Annotated in this window: 19 protein-coding genes; 9 read left to right on the plus strand and 10 right to left on the minus strand. The window is 66.3% G+C overall.

Going from position 1 to position 19,636, the window contains the following annotated elements; translation table 11 throughout:
* Window positions 1-4 precede the first annotated feature (4 nt).
* Window positions 5-2,377, minus strand: a complete 2,373-nt coding sequence (locus IC234_RS00375) for a SulP family inorganic anion transporter (protein ID WP_190921853.1) — start codon at window positions 2,375-2,377, stop codon at window positions 5-7.
* A gap of 703 nt (window positions 2,378-3,080) precedes the next feature.
* Here IC234_RS00375 and IC234_RS00380 point away from each other — a divergent pair.
* The 3 genes from IC234_RS00380 to IC234_RS00390 all read left to right on the plus strand — a co-directional run bounded on the left by IC234_RS00380 (window position 3,081) and on the right by IC234_RS00390 (window position 6,895).
* Entirely contained in the window at window positions 3,081-5,315 is a 2,235-nt protein-coding gene (locus IC234_RS00380; RefSeq protein ID WP_190921854.1) for a TonB-dependent receptor, read from the plus strand.
* A 168-nt stretch (window positions 5,316-5,483) separates the two neighbouring features.
* The gene (locus IC234_RS00385) at window positions 5,484-5,753 is read left to right on the plus strand and encodes a hypothetical protein (protein ID WP_190921855.1); all 270 of its coding nucleotides are present in this window, start codon (window positions 5,484-5,486) and stop codon (window positions 5,751-5,753) included.
* A gap of 110 nt (window positions 5,754-5,863) precedes the next feature.
* On the plus strand, window positions 5,864-6,895 hold the full coding sequence (locus tag IC234_RS00390; RefSeq protein WP_190921856.1) for a tripartite tricarboxylate transporter TctB family protein: 1,032 nt from the start codon (window positions 5,864-5,866) through the stop codon (window positions 6,893-6,895).
* Window positions 6,896-7,346: 451 nt separating this feature from the next.
* Here the strand turns inward: IC234_RS00390 and IC234_RS00395 are convergent, their stop codons facing one another.
* Window positions 7,347-8,042 carry an outer membrane beta-barrel protein gene (locus IC234_RS00395; RefSeq protein WP_190921857.1) on the minus strand — a complete coding sequence of 232 codons (696 nt, stop codon included), beginning with the start codon at window positions 8,040-8,042 and terminating at the stop codon, window positions 7,347-7,349.
* A gap of 232 nt (window positions 8,043-8,274) precedes the next feature.
* On the opposite strand from IC234_RS00395, the gene IC234_RS00400 reads away from it, so the two are divergent.
* The 3 genes from IC234_RS00400 to IC234_RS00410 all read left to right on the plus strand — a co-directional run bounded on the left by IC234_RS00400 (window position 8,275) and on the right by IC234_RS00410 (window position 10,982).
* The gene (locus tag IC234_RS00400) at window positions 8,275-8,979 is read left to right on the plus strand and encodes a hypothetical protein (RefSeq protein WP_190921858.1); all 705 of its coding nucleotides are present in this window, start codon (window positions 8,275-8,277) and stop codon (window positions 8,977-8,979) included.
* 69 nt (window positions 8,980-9,048) lie between these two features.
* The gene (locus tag IC234_RS00405; RefSeq protein ID WP_190921859.1) at window positions 9,049-10,161 is read left to right on the plus strand and encodes a sensor histidine kinase; all 1,113 of its coding nucleotides are present in this window, start codon (window positions 9,049-9,051) and stop codon (window positions 10,159-10,161) included.
* A gap of 20 nt (window positions 10,162-10,181) precedes the next feature.
* The gene (locus tag IC234_RS00410) at window positions 10,182-10,982 is read left to right on the plus strand and encodes a LytR/AlgR family response regulator transcription factor (protein WP_190921860.1); all 801 of its coding nucleotides are present in this window, start codon (window positions 10,182-10,184) and stop codon (window positions 10,980-10,982) included.
* 135 nt (window positions 10,983-11,117) lie between these two features.
* On the opposite strand, the gene IC234_RS00415 is transcribed toward IC234_RS00410, so the two are convergent.
* Genes IC234_RS00415 through IC234_RS00435 form a run of 5 tightly spaced genes read right to left on the minus strand, consistent with a single transcriptional unit; the run spans window position 11,118 to window position 14,875 of the window.
* Window positions 11,118-11,918, minus strand: a complete 801-nt coding sequence (locus tag IC234_RS00415; protein ID WP_190921861.1) for a LytR/AlgR family response regulator transcription factor — start codon at window positions 11,916-11,918, stop codon at window positions 11,118-11,120.
* Window positions 11,915-12,967 carry a sensor histidine kinase gene (locus tag IC234_RS22015; RefSeq protein WP_190921862.1) on the minus strand — a complete coding sequence of 351 codons (1,053 nt, stop codon included), beginning with the start codon at window positions 12,965-12,967 and terminating at the stop codon, window positions 11,915-11,917. The genes IC234_RS00415 and IC234_RS22015 overlap by 4 nt, the downstream gene beginning before the upstream one ends.
* Window positions 12,968-13,019: 52 nt before the next feature.
* Window positions 13,020-13,877: a hypothetical protein gene (locus IC234_RS00425; RefSeq protein WP_190921863.1), complete on the minus strand. Its 858-nt coding sequence runs from the start codon at window positions 13,875-13,877 to the stop codon at window positions 13,020-13,022.
* A 44-nt stretch (window positions 13,878-13,921) separates the two neighbouring features.
* Window positions 13,922-14,401, minus strand: coding sequence for a DUF1772 domain-containing protein (locus IC234_RS00430; protein ID WP_190921864.1), 480 nt, complete (start codon window positions 14,399-14,401; stop codon window positions 13,922-13,924).
* 33 nt (window positions 14,402-14,434) lie between these two features.
* Window positions 14,435-14,875: an ABA4-like family protein gene (locus tag IC234_RS00435; RefSeq protein WP_190921865.1), complete on the minus strand. Its 441-nt coding sequence runs from the start codon at window positions 14,873-14,875 to the stop codon at window positions 14,435-14,437.
* Between the two features lie 184 nt (window positions 14,876-15,059).
* Between IC234_RS00435 and IC234_RS00440 the strand changes: the two genes are divergently transcribed.
* Both IC234_RS00440 and IC234_RS00445 read left to right on the plus strand, forming a co-directional pair.
* Complete coding sequence (locus tag IC234_RS00440; RefSeq protein ID WP_190921866.1) at window positions 15,060-16,466, plus strand: TlpA family protein disulfide reductase; 1,407 nt, start codon at window positions 15,060-15,062, stop codon at window positions 16,464-16,466.
* 74 nt (window positions 16,467-16,540) lie between these two features.
* Window positions 16,541-17,239: a hypothetical protein gene (locus IC234_RS00445; protein ID WP_190921867.1), complete on the plus strand. Its 699-nt coding sequence runs from the start codon at window positions 16,541-16,543 to the stop codon at window positions 17,237-17,239.
* Window positions 17,240-17,263: 24 nt separating this feature from the next.
* Here the strand turns inward: IC234_RS00445 and IC234_RS00450 are convergent, their stop codons facing one another.
* Both IC234_RS00450 and IC234_RS00455 read right to left on the minus strand, forming a co-directional pair.
* On the minus strand, window positions 17,264-18,364 hold the full coding sequence (locus tag IC234_RS00450) for an AMP-binding protein (RefSeq protein WP_190921868.1): 1,101 nt from the start codon (window positions 18,362-18,364) through the stop codon (window positions 17,264-17,266).
* A 61-nt stretch (window positions 18,365-18,425) separates the two neighbouring features.
* Entirely contained in the window at window positions 18,426-18,875 is a 450-nt protein-coding gene (locus tag IC234_RS00455; protein WP_190921869.1) for a hypothetical protein, read from the minus strand.
* A gap of 109 nt (window positions 18,876-18,984) precedes the next feature.
* On the opposite strand from IC234_RS00455, the gene IC234_RS00460 reads away from it, so the two are divergent.
* Entirely contained in the window at window positions 18,985-19,173 is a 189-nt protein-coding gene (locus IC234_RS00460) for a hypothetical protein (protein WP_190921870.1), read from the plus strand.
* Here the strand turns inward: IC234_RS00460 and IC234_RS00465 are convergent.
* Complete coding sequence (locus tag IC234_RS00465) at window positions 19,170-19,571, minus strand: ribosomal maturation YjgA family protein (protein WP_190921871.1); 402 nt, start codon at window positions 19,569-19,571, stop codon at window positions 19,170-19,172. The genes IC234_RS00460 and IC234_RS00465 overlap by 4 nt on opposite strands.
* Window positions 19,572-19,636 lie beyond the last annotated feature (65 nt).

A 19,636-nucleotide genomic window follows, 5' to 3' on the forward strand; every position in this document is an offset into this window, starting at 1 on the left:
CGGGCTACGGCACGCCCAGGGCGTCGTCGTTGTCGAAGGGCGGAATGGCGATGACGGCGCCCGGCCCGCCCGCGTGCACGGAGTAGATGGAGGGCGCCTGGTAGAGCTCGCCGGGCAGCTTGCGCAGGCCCTCGGGCACCACCTGGTAGCGGAAAATGGTGTCGTACTCGGCAAAATCCTTGCGCACGTCCACCTCCAGGTCGCGGATGGTGCCGCCGTGGATGTCGTAGACCCAGCCGTGCAGGTGCAGGGGCGCGCCGCGCCGGTGCGCCGCCTGCACGGCGGCGGTCTGGTGCAGGTTGTACACCTGCTCGATGACGTTGAGCTCGACCAGGCGGCGGTAGCGCTCGGGCTCGGTTTCGAGGCTGCCCAGCTCGTGCTGGTGGCGGTGCATCACCTCGCGCACGCTGTTGAGCCAGCTCGTGACCACGCCGGCCTCGGTGTTTTGCATGGCCGTTTTCACGCCCCGGCAGCCGTAGTGCCCGCACACGATGATGTGGCGAATCTGCAGGGTTTCGATGGCGTAGTGCAGCACCGAGAGCAGGTTCAGGTCGGTGCTCACCACCAGGTTGGCCACGTTGCGGTGCACAAACACCTTGCCCGGCGCCGTGCCTGTTATTTCGCTCACCGACACGTGGTTGTCGGAGCAGCCGATGAACAGGAACCGGGGCGCCTGCTGGGCCGCGGCCTCGAAAAAGCGCGGGTTGCGGCGCAGCTTCTCGGCCACCCAGTTGCGGTTGTTGTCGAAGAGCTTGTAGTAGGCCTCGAAGTCGGCTTCCTTGCCGCTCACGTGGGCCTGCTGGGCCACGGTTTGGGCGTAGTCGTCGCCGCGGCGCATGAAAATGAGGTCGATGTTGCGCTGGCGGGCCGTTTCGCGGTAGTTCTCGATGGCGTTTACCACGTCGCGGTCGATGAAGGCCGAGTTGGTCGCGTCGATTTCCACGGTCGAGTCGGCGGGCACGTCCTTCAGCACCGACAAAATGCTGGCCTTGTTCAGAAACGACACGTGCTCGCCCAGGCTGATGCGGGTGTGCTCCTGGCCCTGCACGGTGTAGCGCTGCGCAAAATGGGCGTTGCGGTGGGTTTCGCGCAGAATGAAAAACAGCCCCGCCAGCGCGCCAATGCCGATGCCGATGAGCAAGTCCGTCAGCAGGATGGCCACGATGGTGACCACGAAGGGCAGAAACTCGTTGAGCCCCGCCGCAAAGGTTTCGCGGAACACGCTCACCCGGGCCAGCTTGTAGCCGGTGATGAGCAGGATGGCCGCCAGCGCCGCCCACGGCACCAGGTTGAGCAGGCGGGGCAGCAGCAGCACGCTCAGCAGCAGGAAGGAGCTGTGCACCAGCGCCGCCAGCTTGGTGCGCCCGCCGGCGTTGATGCTCACCGAGCTGCGCACAATGACCGAGGTGAGCGGCAGGCCGCCCAGCAGGCCGCTCACCAGGTTGCCCACGCCCTGGGCCTTCAGCTCGCGGTTGGTGGGGGTTTTGCGCTGCAGCGGGTCCAGCTTGTCGGTGGCTTCGATGGAAAGCAGCGCTTCCACGCTGGCCACCAGCGCAATGGCCACGGCCGAGGTATACACGTTGGGGTTGGTGAGCTGCGAGAAATCGGGCAGCGTGAACAGGCCCGCAAATTCGGCCACGCTGCCCGGCACGGGCAGCTGCACCAGGTGCGAGCCCGACAAGGCAAAGGCCGGGTTCAGGGCCCGCGCCGCTTCGTTGAGCAGCACGCCCAGCACCACGGCCACCAGGGCCGCCGGAATTTTGGACAGCACCGGGTGGGCGCGCAGCCCCGGCCGCTCCCAGGCCAGCAGCACGGCCAGGCTGGCCGCCGCAATGGCCACGGCCGTGCCGTTTATCTGCCCGACGGCGTGCTCGACGAGGGCCGCAATGTTGCCGCCGGTCCACGGAAACAGGGCCAGCGACTCCACGGCGTCGAGGTCGTAGCCCAGCAGGTGGGGCAGCTGCTTCAGGATGAGGATGATGCCGATGGCCGCCAGCATGCCTTTGATGACCGAAGTGGGGATGAAATTGCTGATGAAGCCGGCCCGGGCTACGCCCAGCGCCACCTGCAGCAGGCCGGCCACGCAGATGGCCAGCTGCACGGCTTTGAAGGAGCCCAGCGCGCTCATGCTGCTCACCACCACCAGAATCAGCCCGGCTTCGGGTCCCGAAATGCTGACGGCCGAGCGGCTGAGCACGCCCACCACCAGCCCGCCCACAATGCCCGCGATGATGCCCGCAAACAGCGGCGCCCCCGAGGCCAGCGCAATGCCCAGGCACAGCGGCACGGCCACCAGAAACGACACCAGGCCACCCTGCACGTCACTTTTGAAATAGGAAAAATCCCAGTCGCGGGGAGGGGTGGGGGTGGTGGGCATAGGCTGGAAAAAAGGCAAAGCGGTGCCGGCACTGCCCGAAGGCAGCGAGGCGCAGGATACCGTGGTGAGAAAAGTGGCCGCTGGGAACTGGCGGGCCGAGCGGGGAAGAAGCTTCGGGCGAAAAAAAGACACGTCCGTCTGCCGTTGCAGACGACTAGCTTTCTACGACAAAGGTAGAAGCGGGGTCTACGGCCGGGATTAAAGCCGAATTATAAGTTTATTAGAAGCCGATTAAAGGTTTATTAAATTCTTTTAAGAATCGGCTAATGGGATTAAAACGCGGTTAAGTCCAAAACAATTGGGGTTTCGCCCGGGCCCGCTTCGTCGGTCCCGCCGCCCCCGACGTGGCGCCTCACCCCCGGCCCCTCTCCCAAGGGAGAGGGGAGCCGGACGATTTGCGTTAAAAGGCGCGAATGAAAAGTTAAAAAGGGACGTCTTGGGCCTCCGCGTGCTTTCGGCTCCGCTGTTTTTTAACCCCAAACCTTTGACTCTTAACTGAAGCCGCCTTGGCTCCCCTCTCCCTTGGGAGAGGGGCCGGGGGTGAGGCGCCACGTCGGGGGCGGCGGGACCGGCGGAAACCTCCTGAACGCCCAACCACCCGCTCCGACGGTTCAGCCCTCCGATACGACGCTTCGGCAACAGGAACTTGAGCCGGGGCGGGGCCGCCCGGCACCTTTGGACCAGTACTTACCCGCTGGCTCCCATGAAAACTTCGCTACTCTCGCTGCTGCTGCTGCTCAGCGCCCCCGCCGCTGCCCTGGCCCAAGCCGCACCCACCGAGGCTCGCCCCGCTGCCCACGCCGCCACCCAACTCTCCGGCACGGTGCGCGACGCCGATGGCCAGCCCTTGCCCGGCGTGAACGTGTTTCTGAAAACCACCTTCGACGGGGCCAGCACCGACTCGCTGGGCCGCTTCCGCTTCCGCACCGACCAGCCGGCCGGGCCGCTCACGCTGGTGGCCACCTTCGTCGGCTACGAGCCGCTGGAAGTGCCGGTGGTGCTGGGCCAGGGCGCCGTGGTGCTGCCCGGCCTCAAGCTGAAAGCCAGCCGCGCCGCCCTCGGCGACGTGGTGGTGACGGCCGGCGCCTTCGAGGCCAGCGACGAGAAACGGGCGGCCGTGCTCAAGCCCCTCGACATCGTGACCACGGCCGGCGCCCTCGGCGACATTGCCGGGGCGCTGAACTCGCTGCCCGGCACCACGCGGGTGGGGGAGGAAGGCAAGCTCTTTGTGCGCGGCGGGGCGGCTTCGGAAACCAAAACCTACCTCGACGGGCTGCCCGTGCAAACGCCCTACGGCGGCTCGGTGCCCAACGTGGCCGCGCGGGGGCGGTTTTCGCCCTTCCTTTTCAAAGGCACCGTGTTCAGCACGGGCGGCTACTCGGCCGAGTACGGGCAGGCCCTGAGCGCCGTGGTGGCCCTGAACTCGACCGACTTGGCGCCCGAAACCCAGACCAGCCTCTCGCTGATGAGCGTGGGCGGCAGCCTGGCCCGCACCCAGCGCTGGGCCCGCACCAGCCTGGCCCTCACCGCCGACTACACCAACCTGGCGCCCTACTTCAACCTGGTGCCCCAAACCTTTGGCTGGGAGAAAGCGCCCCAAAGCGCCGGCGGCTCGCTCAAGCTGGCCCACAAAGTAGGGGAGGCCGGCATGCTGAAAGTGTACGGCACCTACAGTCGCCAGCGCTTGGCCCTGCGCCAGCCCGACGCCAACCCCGAGTACGCTGCCGGCCACCCCGTGGCCCTGGCCAACGACAACGCCTACCTCAACGCCAGCTACCGCGCGCCGCTGCGCCGCGGCTGGAGCCTGAACACCGGCCTGGCCCTGACCCAGGACGACAACCGCGTGCGCCCCGATGCCCAGTCCGTGAGCGACCTCGACCGCTCCGCCGTGGCCCGGTTGGTGCTCACCAACGACTCGGCCAGCACCTGGTTCAACCTCAAAATGGGCCTCGAAGGCTACGCCCAGCGCTACCGCCAGCAGTACCAGGCGGCGGCCGAAACGGCCCCGCTGTTCCTGGGCGTGGACGAGCAGCGCGGCAGCGCCTTCCTGGAAAGCGAGCTGGTGCTGAGCCGCAAGCTGGCCGGCCGCGTGGGCCTGCGGGGCGAATACTCGGCCCTGCTGCACCGCTCCAACGCCGCCCCGCGCCTGGGCCTGGCCTACCAAACCGGCCCAAACAGCCAGCTCTCGGCCGCCTGGGGCTATTTCTACCAAAGCCCCACCACCGACCTGCTGCGCATCAGCCACGCGCTGCAGTTTGAGCGCGCCGAGCACCTGCTGCTCACCTACCAGCGCCAGGTGCAGCAGCGCACGCTGCGGGCCGAAATCTACCAGAAGAACTACGCCCAACTCACCACCTTCAGCGCCGCCCAGCCTTACAACCCGGCCACCTACCAGAACGCCGGCAGCGGCTACGCCCGGGGCCTCGACGTGCTGTTTCGGGACCGCACCACCTTCAAAAAGGCTGATTATTGGGTGAGCTACGGCTTCGTGGACACGCGCCGCCAGTTCCGGCAAGACCCCACCGTGGCCGTGCCCACCTTTGCGGCCCGGCACAACCTGAGCGCGGTGGGCAAGTATTGGGTGCAGCGCCTGCACACGCAATTCGGCTTCACCTACAGCTACGGCAGCGGCCGCCGCTACCACGACCCCAACCGGCCCGGCTACAACCAGGCCAGCCTGCCCAGCTACCAGGACCTGAGCTTCAACGCGAGCTACCTCACCAACTGGTTTGGCCAGTTCACCATCGTCTACGTGTCGGCCAGCAACGTGCTGGGGCGCAACAACGTGTACGGCTACAACTTCGCCAGCCAGCCCGACGCCAGCGGCCAGCTCCGCAGTGTGGCCGTGACGCCAGGGGCGCCGAGGATGCTGTTTGTGGGCGTGTTTATTTCCATCAACAAGAGCCGTAAAGTGGACCTGAACGAGCGGCCAGACTGAAGGGAGGGTGGCACGGACGGCCGCCTCACCCCCCTTCTAAACAATCCACTTCTAAACAATCCTCACCCGGCCGCAGAATTATATATCTCCCTTGTAAATAATTCCGCACCCCGCACCCCGCCCCCTGCACGAAGCCGACGCCGTTTTGCTTCCCTGCTGCGCACCGAGTTGGGCCTAACGGTCTCCCTTACCGGCAAACTGGCCCTCACGCAGGAGTGGAAGGCTTGGAGCACGGCCCTGGGCAAAGCCATTGGCTGCCCGCTCAGCCTGCCCGAGAAAGGGGTGTGGCAAGCGCACTTCGAGCAGCATAAGCAGCGCCATGCCGCCGCCCGCCACCGCCTGGCCCGGCTTGATGTCGACCTCGACCAGCTGGTGTACCGGCTTTACCAGTTCACGCCCGCCGAATGTGTGCTGGTGGATGGATTGGCCGGAGCGTAAAGGAGCATCAGGTGATGGTACTCCGGCTGCAAGTTGGAGTCGAATAGATGTAATTCTATATTCGCAACGGGTCGAGCCTGGGCAGACATTTCTTGGGCCGGACTTATGCAATGACGAATAGCCCTTCTACCGAGAAAAAGCGCATAAAATTGCAATTTTGGGTGGGCGCCGGCTTGGTGTGGCTGGGGATAGTGTTGCTCCTGCATCACTACACGATGATGGGCCCTTTAATTGATAAAGCTCTAGCGGATGCTGATAATTCAAGGCTTCAAGCTTGGGTGTTGCCCTTTTTTGTGATGTTCGCCGGAGGGATTGTGATTTTGAAGTGGGGCTTTGGACCCGCTAGCCCTCTTGTCTACGGACACGGCCCTACCTTCTGGTGGTTGACGGCGCTGCTGGCCGTGGTGGTATTCGGGTTTCACTTCGCCTTTACCCGGCTGGCGCTGCCGCACCTAGTCACGGCCTCCGCGGGCACTGCAGTTGAGGGGACCACTGCGGCCGCCGGGGTAAGCGTCAAAGACGCCGCCGAGACTATTGCCAGCTACCTGCAAGCCTTCGCGCTGGTGGCGGCCGGCGTGTATTTCGTTTACCGTATGTACACCGGCTGGTTCATTCTCAACCTGAGCTTGGAACTGGACCTCAAGCGCCACCCCCTCACCGAGCAGCACGACCTGCTTACCGTCACCATCAGGATGGAAAAGGGCAGCGTCGACACGCTATGGCTTACTCGGGTGGATTGCAACGTGATTGTCCTGAACGGGGAATACACCGTGGGCAGGACACCCACTCCAGAACCGGAAGTGGCGACCATGAATCCCCGCGTCGAAGAACTGATTCAAACTGTTGGGAAAAAAAAATCGTCGGTTCTGCAGCCTCATTTGCGCTATGAGCAGGCTCCCCCGGCCACAGAAGATGAACAAGTTAACCCCGAGGATTTTGCCTTGAACATCGCACCCGGCGAAAAATACAGCTACGCCAAGGCATTCCTAGTGCCCGTGGGCTGGGTTTGCCAAATTGAGGCCGTGGTAGCCGGCAAACGGCCACTGCTTGGAGGCAAGCGCCAAGCCCAATGGCGAGCCGTGGCCATATCGGAACCGCGGCCCCTCGAAAAAAAGACAAACGGAAGCCCTGCGGGGGCGTAGGCCATTTGCTAGATATGCCGAAACACCCTACAACTAGCGCAGGGTGTTTTTTGCTTAAGCGTTTTTTTCTTCATGGGTTGCTCATGGGGCGCTCCACCAAGTTTGCTGGTAGTCAGTTGGCGTGGGCACGCGCCCACTACGGCCTGCGCCAGCGCGAACTCGCCGACTTGCTCGGCGTGGCGGATTCGCTGGTGGACCACTTCTAAGCCGGCCGCCGCGCCAACCTGCAGCTGAGCAGTAGCGCCGTGAGCGGCGTCACGGCCTATATCGCCGATGTCGACCAAGTCGACACCCAACTGGCCACCCTCGACGCGGCCATTCAGGCCGTGACGGCCCGCAAAGCCGTCCTGCCCAGTAGGGTGTCCGCAGCCGAGCCTACCGTCCACAAACATGCGGCTGCCCCTATCGGAGGCAAACGCATGTTTGTGGGAAGCCAAGGGCGCTTTTAGAGTTATTTCCCAAACCGGTATTGCACGCCCAGCGCAGCGCTGCCGGTAAACTGATAGTAAGTACCCCAGTGCATGAGGTCGTGGTTGGTGGCGAAATCGAATTTGAGCCCAACATGCGGCGTGAGGCGGTAGCGCAGGCCCAGGCCGGCGGTCAGGAGCAGGTCGTCGAGCGCGCCTCGGTAGGAATAGGGGGCCGTTTGGAAGGTGCCCGATGAGTCGTCGCCCCCGGTGCCGCGGGAATAGTAGCTGCGGTGTATCAGCGTGAGTCCGCCCAGGGCATCGACCTGGAAGCGGTGCTCGGGCTTGCGGGTGAGGGTGTAGCGGGCCAGGGCCGACACGGAGGTGGTGCGCAGCGTGGTGGTGTTGGAATAGGCGTAGGTGTAGTAGGTAGGCCCGGGGCCACCCGCGTTGACAAAGTACTGGGCGTCGTAGGTGAAGGACTGGGTGCTGCCGCTGTAGGCCGCGCCCAGCTCCAGGGCTAGGCGCGGGCGCAGCTGGTAGCCCGCCGTGAGCTGCACCGGCACCCGGAAGCCGGTGTCGCCATTTCGACTGCTGAGCAGGTTCTGATAATTGCTGTGGTAGGCGGCCAGGCCCACGTAGAACCGGGGAGCGGCCGGGGCGGGCTCCGCACTTTGGGCGCGGCTGAGGAGGGGCGCGGCGAGTAGCAGGCCGCTGAGTGCAAGTCGGGGTAATGCCATAAGGGAAACAGTGGAAAGCTGTGGAATTGTCGGTGAGATGCCCGTAACGAACAAAGCGTTGCAAGTAAGGTGCGGAGTCGTTCATTATTTCTGCCGGCGGCCCTGCCCGGCTGTTCCGACGCTTCATCGGTCGCAATCGACGCTTCGGTAAGGAGAATTTTCGGGCGCTGGGCGGCGCGGCCACCTTTGAGCCATTCAATCAGGAAAACCTTCACCAACCCCCCCCGTCATCATGAAAACCGCCCTGCTCACCCTCGCCCTCGCCGCCGCCTCGCTTGCCGCTGTGGCCCAGACCCAGCCCGCGCCTGCCGCCACCGCCGCGCCGGCCGATGCCTACACCGCCATGCTGGGCGCCACCATTGCCGAGCAAAACGCCATCACCCAGAAGGCCGACCTGCCCGCCAACCTGGCCAAGCTGGAGCGCGCCGCCAGCGCCCGGCCCACCGACTGGCTGCCCCGCTACTACCAGGCCCGCGGCTACCTCAAAATGGCCTTCGGCGGCTCCGACAGCGACCAGGCCGACAAGCTCCTCGACCAAGCCGATGCCGCCCTGGCGCAAGCCAAAAAGCTGCCCGGCGCCGACCAGGCCGAAGTGCTGGTGCTGCAGGCCTACATCTACCAGGGCCGCATTCAGGCCGCGCCCATGACGCGCGGCGCCCTCTACACCGGCCGCGTGCACGAGGCCCTCGACCAGGCCCTCAAGCTCAGCCCCGACAACCCGCGCGCCTACCTCGTGCTGGCCAACGACCTGTACTACCGCCCGGCCATGTTCGGTGGCGGCGCCGAGAAGGCCAAGCCGCTGTATGAGAAAGCCAAGGCCTTGTTTGCCGCCTTCAAGCCCGCCACGGCCCTGAGCCCGAACTGGGGCGAGGCCACCGCCACGGCCACGCTGGCCCGCATCAACGGCACCGACACCACCACTGCGGCCACCAAATAGGCCCGGATGCCGGCGCGGACTCGCCGAGTCCGCGCCGCGCGTCTGCTGCCCCACTTATTCCTTACTTTGATGCCGGCTTTCTCCCTCTCCCTGCCCGTGGCCCAGTCCGACACCGTTCCGCAGTTTTCCAACGGCTACCTGCCCGTGCCCAGCTCCCGGGCCGGCATGTGGAAGGCGCTGCGCATCCTGCTGCTCATTTCCACGGTGCTCACGGTGCTGCTCAACCCGGGCTCGCTCACCGATGCCAAACGGCTGGCCATCACCTTCGCCATCACCCTGGCCTACAGCGGCGGGCTGTGGTTTGCGAACGGCTTTGCCGTGGACTGGCTCGACCGGCGCATCAAGTGGGCCGAGCGGCCGTTGCGGCGCCTGCTGCTCACGCTGGCGGTGTCGATGGGCGGGTCGGTGCTGGTCATCCTGCTCATTCAGGCCGTGTTTTTGGTGTCGATGGGCGAGTCGTTGCGGCTGCTGTGGCGCCCGCAGATGTACGGGCAGGTGCTGGTGCCGCTGGCCATCACGCTCATCATCTCGCTGTTCAACCACAGCCGCTCGTTTTTCGTGAACTGGCGCGAAGCCGCCGTGCGCGTCGAACGCCTCGAAAAGGAAACGGCCGTGGCCCGGCTCGACTCGCTGCGCCGGCAGGTCGACCCGCACTTTCTCTTCAATTCGCTCAACGCGCTGACGAGTTTGGTGGAAGAAAACGACCCCGCCCGGGCCGTGCGCTTCATCCGGCAGCTCTCGCAGGTGTACCGCTACGTGCTCGACAGCGAAAGCCAGGAGCTGGTGCCGCTGGCCGACGAGGTGAAGTTTGCCGAAAGCTACCTGTACCTGCAGAAAACCCGCCTCGGCGACGCCCTGGCCGTGGAAATGAACCTGCCGCCCGCCGCCCTGGCCGGTTTCTACGTGCCGCCCCTGGCCCTGCAGCTGCTGCTCGAAAACGTCATCAAGCACAACACCGCCTTCCAGGCCGACCCCTTGCGGGTGAGCGTCGGCCTCGACCCCACCGCCCAGGCCCTGACCGTGCGCAACACCCTGCGCCCGCGCCGCCTGGCCCCGGGCGAGTCGTCGGGGCTGGGGCTGAAAAACCTGGCCGCCCGCTACGCCTTCCTCACCAACCGGCCGCTGGTCGTGCAGCAGGAGCAGGGCGAGTTTGTGGTTTCTTTGCCGCTGCTGTTGCTGTGAACGGCCCCAATAACAACGTCATGCCCCTCCGCGCCCTGCTAGTCGAAGACGAACCCCTGGCCGCCCGCCGCTTGGCCGACCTGCTGGCCCGCCAGCCCGAACCCGTTCAAGTCCTCGGCACCGCCGAATCGGTGACGCAGGCCGTGGCCCTGCTTGCGAGCACCCAGCCCGCGCCCGACGTGCTGTTTCTCGACATTCATCTGGCCGACGGCCTGAGCTTTGAGCTGTTTGAGCGAACCGAGGTGCGCTGCCCCGTCATTTTCACCACCGCCTACGACCAATATGCGCTGCAAGCCTTCAAGGTGAACAGCGTGGACTACCTGCTCAAGCCCATCGACGAGGAAGAGCTGGCCGCCGCCGTGCGCAAGCTGCGCGAGCGCCTGCCCACGGCGCCGCAGCCGGCTCCCGCCCCGGCCTTCGACCCCGCCCTGCTGGCCCAACTGGTGCAGCAGATGCAGCAAACCCCGCCCGCCGCCAGCTACAAATCCCAGTTTGTGGTGCGCGTGGGCGAGCACCTCAAAGTGGTGCCCGTGGAGCAGATTGCCTACTTCTTCAGCCTCGAAAAAGCCACGTTTCTGCAAACCACCGAGGGCCGCAAGTTCGTGGTCGACTACACCATGGACCAGCTGGAGGGCCTGCTCGACCCGCGCCGCTTCTTCCGCCTCAACCGCGCCTACCTGGCCCAGCAGGCCGCCATTCACGACATCATTCACTACACCAACTCCCGGCTGCAAACGGTGCTCAAGCCCACCGCCCCCGATGCCCAGGTGCTGGTGAGCCGCGAAAAAGTGAACGTGTTCAAAAGCTGGCTGGACAGGTAGCTTTAGAGCGAAAAGAACGGTCATGCCGAGCGCAGCCGAGGCATCTTGTTTGGGATGGTATTCCTTTCGCTTGGGTTACTACCTCACGCGAGATGCCTCGGCTGCGCTCGGCATGACGGGCTTATTGCTAGTTGTCTACCCTTCCAGCCAGGCCTTCACGGCGCCGGCTTTCTCGCGGCTCACCAGCACTTCCTCGGCTGGGGCGGGGTGCAGCTCCACCAGCAGCTTGCCGCCAAAATGCGGGTGCAGGCGGCGCACGGCGGGCAAGTGGGCAATGACCTGGCGGTTGAGCCGAAAGAAGTGCGCCGGGTCGAGCAGGCTTTCGAGCTGCTCCAGGGTGTAGTCGAGCACGAAGCGGCGCCCGTCGGCGGCCACCAGCGTCACGGTCTCGTTGCGGCTGACGAACCAGGCCGCCTCGGCCACGGGCAGCGGCAGCAGCTGCTCGCCCTGGCGCACCAAAAACCGCGCTTTGTAGGGCCGGCCGGGGCGGGGCAGGGCGTCCAGGAGGCGCTCCAGGTTGGAGGAGGCCGGCGGAAGGGCGGCGCTGTCAGCTTTGGCCAAGTCCGGGGGCGGCGCAGCGCCGGGCCACTGGCGCAGCTTGGCCAGGGCCGCCTGCAGCTCGGCCAGCTTCACCGGCTTCAGCAAATACGCCACGCTGTTGGCCTGAAACGCCCGAATGGCATACGCATCGAACGCGGTGGTGAAAATGACCGGGCTGGGCACCACGGCCTGCTCCCAGATTTCGAGGCTGAGGCCGTCGGCCAGCTGCATGTCGCTGAGAATGAGGGTGGGCGCGGGGTTGGCGGCCAGCCAGGCCAGGGCGCTGCTCACGGTGTCGAGCACGGCCACCACCCGCGCTTCGGGCGCGGCCTGGGCCACGAGGCGCTGGAGGCGCTCGGCGGCCGGGTATTCGTCTTCGAGCAGCAGAATGGTCATGGCAGGCGGGGGGGCGGGGCGGGCAGCAAGGGCAGGTCTACCACAAAGGTGCCCCCGGCCGCGCGCGTTTCCACCGGCTGCGGGGCCCCCAGCAGGGCGTAGCGGCTGCGCACGTTGGCCAGGCCCGTGCCGGTGCCGGGCGCCAGGCCCGCGGTGCGGGGCCGCCACGTGTTCTCAACGTGCAGCGTGTCGGGCGCTTCGGGGGCGGCGCTGAGGCGCAGGTGCAGCGGGTGCTCGCGCGAGGCCACGTTGTGCTTCAGCGCATTTTCCACCAGCAGCTGCACGCTCAGGGGGGCCACGTGGCGGGCCAGCGCGGCCGGCGTTATCTGCGTTTCCACCACCAGGTTTTCCCGAAAGCGGGCTTTGTGCAGCTCCAGGTAGGTTTCGACGAAGGCCAGCTCCTCGGCCAGGGGCACCGTGGCGCGGCCCTGGGCCAGCAGCACGTAGCGGTACACGTCGGCCAGGTGCTCCACAAACTGCTGGGCCGGCACGTTGTCGGGCTCGATGAGCGCGGCCAGGGTGTTGAGGTTGTTGAACAGAAAATGCGGGTCGAGCTGGCCCTGCAGGGCGTCGAGCTGGGCCTGGGTAGAAGCGCGGGCCAGGTGGTCGGCGCGGTGCAGGTTGGCTTTCCACTGCTCGAAGAAGTACATGGCTTCGTAGAGCGTGAGCACGCCCACGGTGGGCACCAGGCTGAAACGAGTGCCCTGCCACAGCGCGGCCGGCGTGAGCGGAAAGTAGGCGGGCCGCAGCCAGTGCAGGGGCAGCGTGAGTACCACCGTGGCCGCCGACGTGACCAGCAGGGCCAGGCCGGCCAGCACCCAGAGGCGGCGCGGCGTTTGTTCGGGGCTGGGAAAGCGCTCGAGCAGCCACCGCCACAGCTGGTAGTTGCTCAGCCAATAGCCCGTGGTGAAATACAGCGAAATCAGCCAGCTCACCAGCACGTCAGCCCCGCTCTTGTCGGGTTGGCCCACAAGGCTGAAGGCCGTAATCACCGCGCTCAGCAGCGGAATGCCTAGGAGCACAAAACGGCGGTCATTGCGGCGGAGCATGGCGACAAGCGAAAGGCCGGCAAGTGCGGCGCGGGTAAAAATAGCCGGTTTGCTAGTGAGCGGCCCACAGCGGCCGCCCGGCCATTGCCAGGGCAAACGTGCCGGCCACCAGCGCGGCGTAGAGGGCGGCCCCCGTCCAGGTGAGCTGCGGTGCCCAGCGCGGCGCCCAGCTGCTCAGCAGCCAGCCCAGCAGGGGCAAGGCCTGCAGCGCGTGCATACCCAAGAAGTGCGCAATGCGCAGGTCGCCGGCGCGGGTGCTCCAGCCCAGGCCGGGCAGGCCGGGGCCGCCGTCGGGGGCGCCCACGGTGTGCTGCAGGTTGTGAATCATCATGCCACCCAGCACGCTGCCCACCAGAAACACCAGCAGCCCCAGGCGCACGCCCCACACGTAGCCCGCCGGCCCGTGCAGCGGGTGGCGCCACACCAGGTACAGGGCCCACACCGTCATCAGCGTGTTCACCAGAATAAAGATGCCCATCAAGCTGAAGAGCGCGCCATTCAGCGCCGAGTTGGTGTTGTAGTGCGAGGTGGTGCCGCGGGCGGCCTGCCCGAAAATCACGGCCTGCTCCACCAGCATGCTCACGGCCACGCCCCAGCTGAGGTAGAGCACGCTGCGTTGGGCGGCCTGCGGCAAATCGGCCAGCAGCCAGCCCAGCGTCCAGGTAAAGGCGATGATGGACAGCGAGAACTTCAGGGGTTTGAGCCAGGCCGGGGCGCCGGTCACCAAGCGGTGGTCGAGCAGCAGCCCGGCCACGGCCAGCACGGCCAGGGCCACGTTCAGCCAGCCGGTCCAGGAGAGCACGGGGTTCACGCGGTGCAGCACCCGCAGCGCCGAACCCACCGAGGTGAACACGGAATCCGCCGAAGCATCCGACGAAAAGAGCGAGGTTTGAAGCAGAGCAGTTTTCATGATGCGCAGTAAAAATGGAAAGTGAATCTGGAACCAGGGCCGCCTCAGCCAAGGGCGCGCAGCAGCGAGAAAGCGCGCAGTGCCGCCAGCCAGGCCAGCAGGTTGAGGGCCAGGCGCAGGTAGTTCAGCCGCAGCCACCAGCCAATGAGCCGGCTGGGGCTCGCCCCGGGGGCAGCGCGTTGCAGGCGCAGGGCGGTGGGAATGAAAAAGGCGAAGGTGCCCAGGCGCTCCAGCAGCGTGAGCAGGGCCGCGGCCAGCCACCAGGCGCGCAGCGGGGGCGGGGCCTGCCAGCTGGCCACCAGGCTCGCCAGGGTGAGCAAGGTGAGCGGCAGCGTGGTGACCATGCCCCAGAACCGGCGGCCCGTGTCGAGGTCGCGCATGGCGTCGCCGTTCACGGCGTAGCCCGTGGCCGTGCGGCCGAACCATTGCGGCAGCACAATGCGCGTTTCAAACAGGCCGGCGCCGGTGGCAAGGCCCAGGTTCACCACGAACAGCCACAGCAGAATTTCAGAAACAAGACTCATGGAGCGAAATGCAGGGGGACACAAGCAAAAAAATCAGGCCGCGACTTCGGCGGCGGGGTAGAATTGCCGCAGGCCGAAGTATAGCAGCAGCCCCACCGGCCCGAACAGAAACGTGAGCGCTAAGCAGGGAATCAGCAGCCCGTGGGGCACGCCGCGCCGCTGGGCGTCGCGCAGCTCCCAGGCCCCCGTCCACATGTCGAAGCAGAGGTAGTGCACCCAGCCCGCCAGCAGCGCCCACGGGTCGCGAAACAGCGCCGCTACCTCGGCCAGCGAGCCAAAGCCGCCTTCGTGGCCGTGCGGTCCCAGGTAGTGCGCCGTGATGAGCGCGGCGTAGACCAGGGCCAGCAGCAGGGGCAGGGCCCCGCTCAGCACCACGGCGCGGGTGCCGCGCCAGCGCGGGGCCAGCACCAGCAGGGCCCAGCCCAGCAGGGCCACGGGGTTGGCGAGGGAAAACAGGAAGTCGGGCGTGGGCATAAGCGGCTGATGAGTTGCAATAGCTGGCTCAAACTTACGTTTTGGCCGCGCCGCCCACCCGCGCAATCGGGGCGAAACGACGGATTTGGCGGGTCAGGCAGCCGTTGGGTAGGGGCGAAGCAACCCATTGCAAGCCGGCCGAATCCTACCTTTCCAATCCTTTTTCCATCGTCACGCTATTCGCATGCTCCTTTCTCTGCCCGCGCTGGCCATGGGCGCCGCGCTACGCCTGCTTCCCGCGCCACCTACCACGGCCACGCTCAGCGGCCACCTCGCCCACGCCCCGGCCGGCGATTCAATTCGGCTCGAATACCACCAGCACCTCTATCACCAGCGGGTGCGCACGGTGCTCAGCCCCGGCGGCGATTTCAAGGTGACGGTGCCGGATTTGAAAGGCATCACGGGCATTACGTTTTCCTATGCGGGCCAGCGCACCAGCCTCTACCTCGCCCCCGGCGATGATGTGCGCATGACGCTCGACTTCCCGAACTTCGACGAAAGCCTGCAGTACACCGGGCGCGGGGCCAATGCCAGCAACTACATGGCGCAGGCGCTATGGAAATTTGAGTTTAGCCCGGCCCGTGCGCCGCGCCCGGCGTCCACGGCCCGGCCCACGCTCGCCCAGATGCGGCAGGAAACCGACGACAACCGCCAGGCCCGGCGCAGCTTCCTGACCACGTTCGCCAAGGCCCACCCGCTGCCCGCCGATTTCGTGCGCGACCGCACCCTCGACATCGACCTGACCTGGGCCCACCGCCTGCTGCTGTATTCCGGGGGCTACCCCGCCATACCGGCCACGTATTTCGACTTTCTGCAGCAACTGCCCCTGAAAACATTTGACCAGTACCTCGGCGACCGGGGCCTCAACGGCAACATGGCCGTGATGAACTTTCTGACCAACTACAATTACCGCCTCGCGCCTTCGGGCAAACTCAGCACCGACCCCGCCGAATCCCGCCGGCACTACGCCCAGGCCCAGGCCGATTTTGGCCCCAGCACGGCCGCCCTCGACCGGGCCATGTACCAGTTCTACAGCTGGAAGCTCGATACCGACCTCGATGGCGTGCTAGCCGCTTATCCCACTTTCCGCACCCACAACCACGACTCCACCATGGCGCGCGACCTGCGCGTCCTCATCGGCCGGCAGCTGGCGGTGAAGGTGGGCAACCCGGCCCCGGCCTTCGCGCTGCTGAACCACGAGGGCAAAAACGTGTCGCTGGCGGAGCTGCGCGGCAAGGTTATCTACCTCGATTTCTGGGGGACGTGGTGCGGCCCGTGCATGCAGGAAATGCCCGCCAGCAACGAGCTCAAAAAGAAGTTTGAGGGGCGCGACGTGGCCTTCGTCTACATCTCGGTGCGCGACAAAGAAGACAAGTGGCAGCAGGTGCTGGCCGCCGAGCACCTCACCGGCCCCAACAGCATTCACCTGCGCAGTCCCGAGGGCGACGACGTGGCCAACCGCTACCAGGTAACGGGCTACCCCACCTATTGGCTCATCGGGCGCGATGGCCGCATCATCACCCGCTCGGCCCCGCGCCCCAGCGAAGGCCAGAAAGCCGCGGCTGCCATCACCGCCGAGTTGGCCCGATAACCACCGGCCGTCAACGCGGTTACTATCCGGCGGCGGCCGCCACCCGCTGGCCAGTTTTTACGTATTTGGCACCTATGTCTTTGTTTTACTATCTGTTGGGTGGGCTGCTGCTGACTGCGCCAGCGGCATTGGCCCGCCCACCCGCTGCCGTGCCCCGCGACACCATCAAGGGCCGGCCGGCTGTTCCGCGCCTGCCGCGCAACCGGTTTGTGGCGCAGTACGATTCGCGCTACTCCATCATCAACCACCACCTCACCACCATCAACGGCCTGAAGCTGGGCCTGGAGTTCAAGAGCCGTTTCCGCACCGGGGCGGCCATTTATTTCCTGAGCACCGGCGTGCCCACCCGCCAGGCCAAGCCCGACAACGCCGCCGAAGACGCCGACGCCCAGCTTCGTTTTCGCTACCTGGCCGCCTACGCCGGCTACGTGCTGCTCGAAAAGCCCCGCTGGGAAATCAGCGCCAACATGCAGTTGGGCATGGGCTCGGTGTACGTGCTCTACGAGGCCGACGACGGCGACCTCGACAAAACCCCGCGCGACTTTCTGGGCGTGGTAGAGCCCGCCCTGGCGGCGCAGTACCGGCTGCTGCACTGGGCCGGCTTCGGCACGGGGCTGGGGTGGCGGCAGCCAATGTTTGTGCCCCGCGCCGTGCAGAAAGAGCTCAACGGACCGGTGTTCTACCTGCGCGCCAACGTGTTTTTGGGCGAATTGGTGAAGGTGCTAAAGCAAAAGGACCCGCTTTTCTCGCAGGAAGGGCTGCGGCGCGACTAGCCCTGGGCAGTGGCCCTCGCCCGCCTACAAGCTGCGCAGGGTGCCTGCCCGGTCGAGCTTGCCCGTGGCCGTCATCCGGAATTCGGGCACGTAGCGCAGCTGCTTGGGCTGCTCGTAGCGGCCCAGGCGCTCGGCCAGCAGCGTTTGCAGCCGTTGTTCGGCCTTAGGCGCCAGGGCGGGGCCTTCGATGAAGGCCGTTACGGCCTGGCCGAGGCGCTCGTCGGGCTGCCCGGCCACGAAGCAGCGGCGCGACTCCCCGATTTCGGCCAGGGCCACGTCGAGCACCAGCTCCACTTTTTCGGCCGGCACCTTCACGCCACCCGAGTTTATCACAAAATCGGCCCGGCCCAGCCACTCGAAGGTGTGGGCGTCGAGCAGGTTCACCCGGTCGTTGGTGATGATGAGCTGGTCGTCGGTCACGTCGCCGCGCAGCGTGAGGCAGCCGCGCTCGTCCTGCCCCGCCGCAATGCCCGTGAACACCCGGAACGTGTGGCTGGCCTCGGGGCCGCTGAGGCGGCGCAGGGCCACGTGGGAGCAGGTTTCGGTCATGCCATAGGTGAGGTACACCGGCACGCGCAGCGGCTGCACCTCGTGCTGCAGGGTGGCATCGGCGGGCGCGCCGCCTATCAGAATGGCCTTCATCTGGTTGAGACGCGGGGCCAGGCCGGCGGCCAGCACGGCCTTCATCTGCAGGGGCACAAAGGCGGCGAAGTCGAATTCGGCCTCGGCCGCCACGTAGGCAAACGGGTTGGCGTGCGGCTCCACGATGGTCAGGTGCATGTTGCGCTCCAGGCCGCGCACCAGCATCATCATGCCGCCGATGTATTCGCAGTTGAGGCAGACCAGGGCGCGGTCGCCGGGGCCGAGGTCGAAGTAGTCGGCCGTGCGCCGGGCCGAGGCCTCTAGCTGCCGCCGCCGCAGCGTGATGGGCGTGGGCGTGCCCGTGCTGCCCGACGTGGTGAGGCCGAACTCCTGCGTGCCGCTCAGCCACTGCCGCACAAAATCCAGCACCTTGGCTTCGTAGCCATTCACCGGGGCATCGAGCTGGGCGGGGTATTGTTGGATGGCGGCGTAGGCGTATTCGCGGCCGTTGAGCAGGAGGGACGTGGGCAGGGCAGTGGTCATGCGGCAAAACTACTTGCGCGCCGCCGGCTGCCGCGGCACCCGGGCAGAACGTTGCCCGGCCTCAGCTCAGCAGCCACCGCTGGTAGGCGTGGGCCGAAGGCGCCAGCCGCCAGCCCAGGGCCAGCAGCATGGCCGCGCCGGCCGCCAGGTCGAACCACGAATGCGTGAAGGCGTAGGAGCCCAGCATGGGCAGCGCCACCAGCGCGGCCAGGCTGTTGCGCAGGAAAATGCGGCCCAGGTAAATGCGCAGGTTTTCTTCGGCGGGCCGGCGCAGGCTGGGGCGCATGCGCCGGTACAGGGCCACCAGCACCACGGCCAGGGCCGGCACCAGCGCCACCAGGCTCAGCAGGGCGGGCCAGGTAGCCAGCTGTGGCTCGGTGCTGGGCCCCGCGGCGGCGTGCGTGCCGGCTGCCAGCACCGCGCCCGCCATCAGCAGGCCCTGCACCGGGTAGTGCAGCCAGTGCACCCGGCGAACGTAGCGAATGGCGCGGTGGAAGTCGGCGTCGGTCATGGCGGTTGAGGGGGCGCCGCCGTGGGGGAGGCCGCCCCGGGCTGGGGCGAAACACTTGACTTTGCGGCAAATAATGGCTAATATAGGTTCTCCATCAAGCTCTTCCGCCATGAACTCCCACCCGCAAAGCCCGACCCCCGCCGCCCCGGTTTCCAACCCGCAGCCCCAGGCCCTCACGCCGGAGCAGCAGCAAGCCCGCGCCCAGGCCAAGGCCGAAAAAAAAGAGCGCAAGCACGAGCGCCTACGGTTTTTCTTTGGCTGGTGCGAGGGCTGCCGGGCCTTTGGGGAAGGGTTTTAGAGGGACGCCGGTCGCCCGGTCGGCTCGGCGGTGGGCGCGCGAAATCTTTCCACGGCGATGACGGCCACGAAGCCTGCCGCATACGTGAGCAGGTCGAGCCAGGAAAAAGCCGAGCCCAGCACCACCCGGGCCAAGGCCGAATGGTGCAGCCCCAGCCACCGCAACCAGTGAAAATATTGTCCTGCCTCCACCGCGCAGGCCACCAGCAGGGCCAGCCACGCCAGCGGCCACACGCCCGCCTTCAGCACGCTGCGCAACAGGCAATACACCAGCACCACCGCCAGCATATCGCCGACGTACGGCCGGACAACCGCGTCGTGCACGTAGCGCGCAATACCTATTTCAATCAGCAGCACGCCCACGCCCGCCCAGAAATAGCCTTTGCGAAACGTGAGCATGGGTCGGGGCCGTGGTAAGTGGGGCGGCCAGAGCGGCCGCGGCAAATGTAGTTTGCCCACAAAAA

The sequence above is a fragment of the Hymenobacter armeniacus genome (genome assembly GCF_014699055.1).
Taxonomy (GTDB): Bacteria; Bacteroidota; Bacteroidia; order Cytophagales; family Hymenobacteraceae; genus Hymenobacter; species Hymenobacter armeniacus.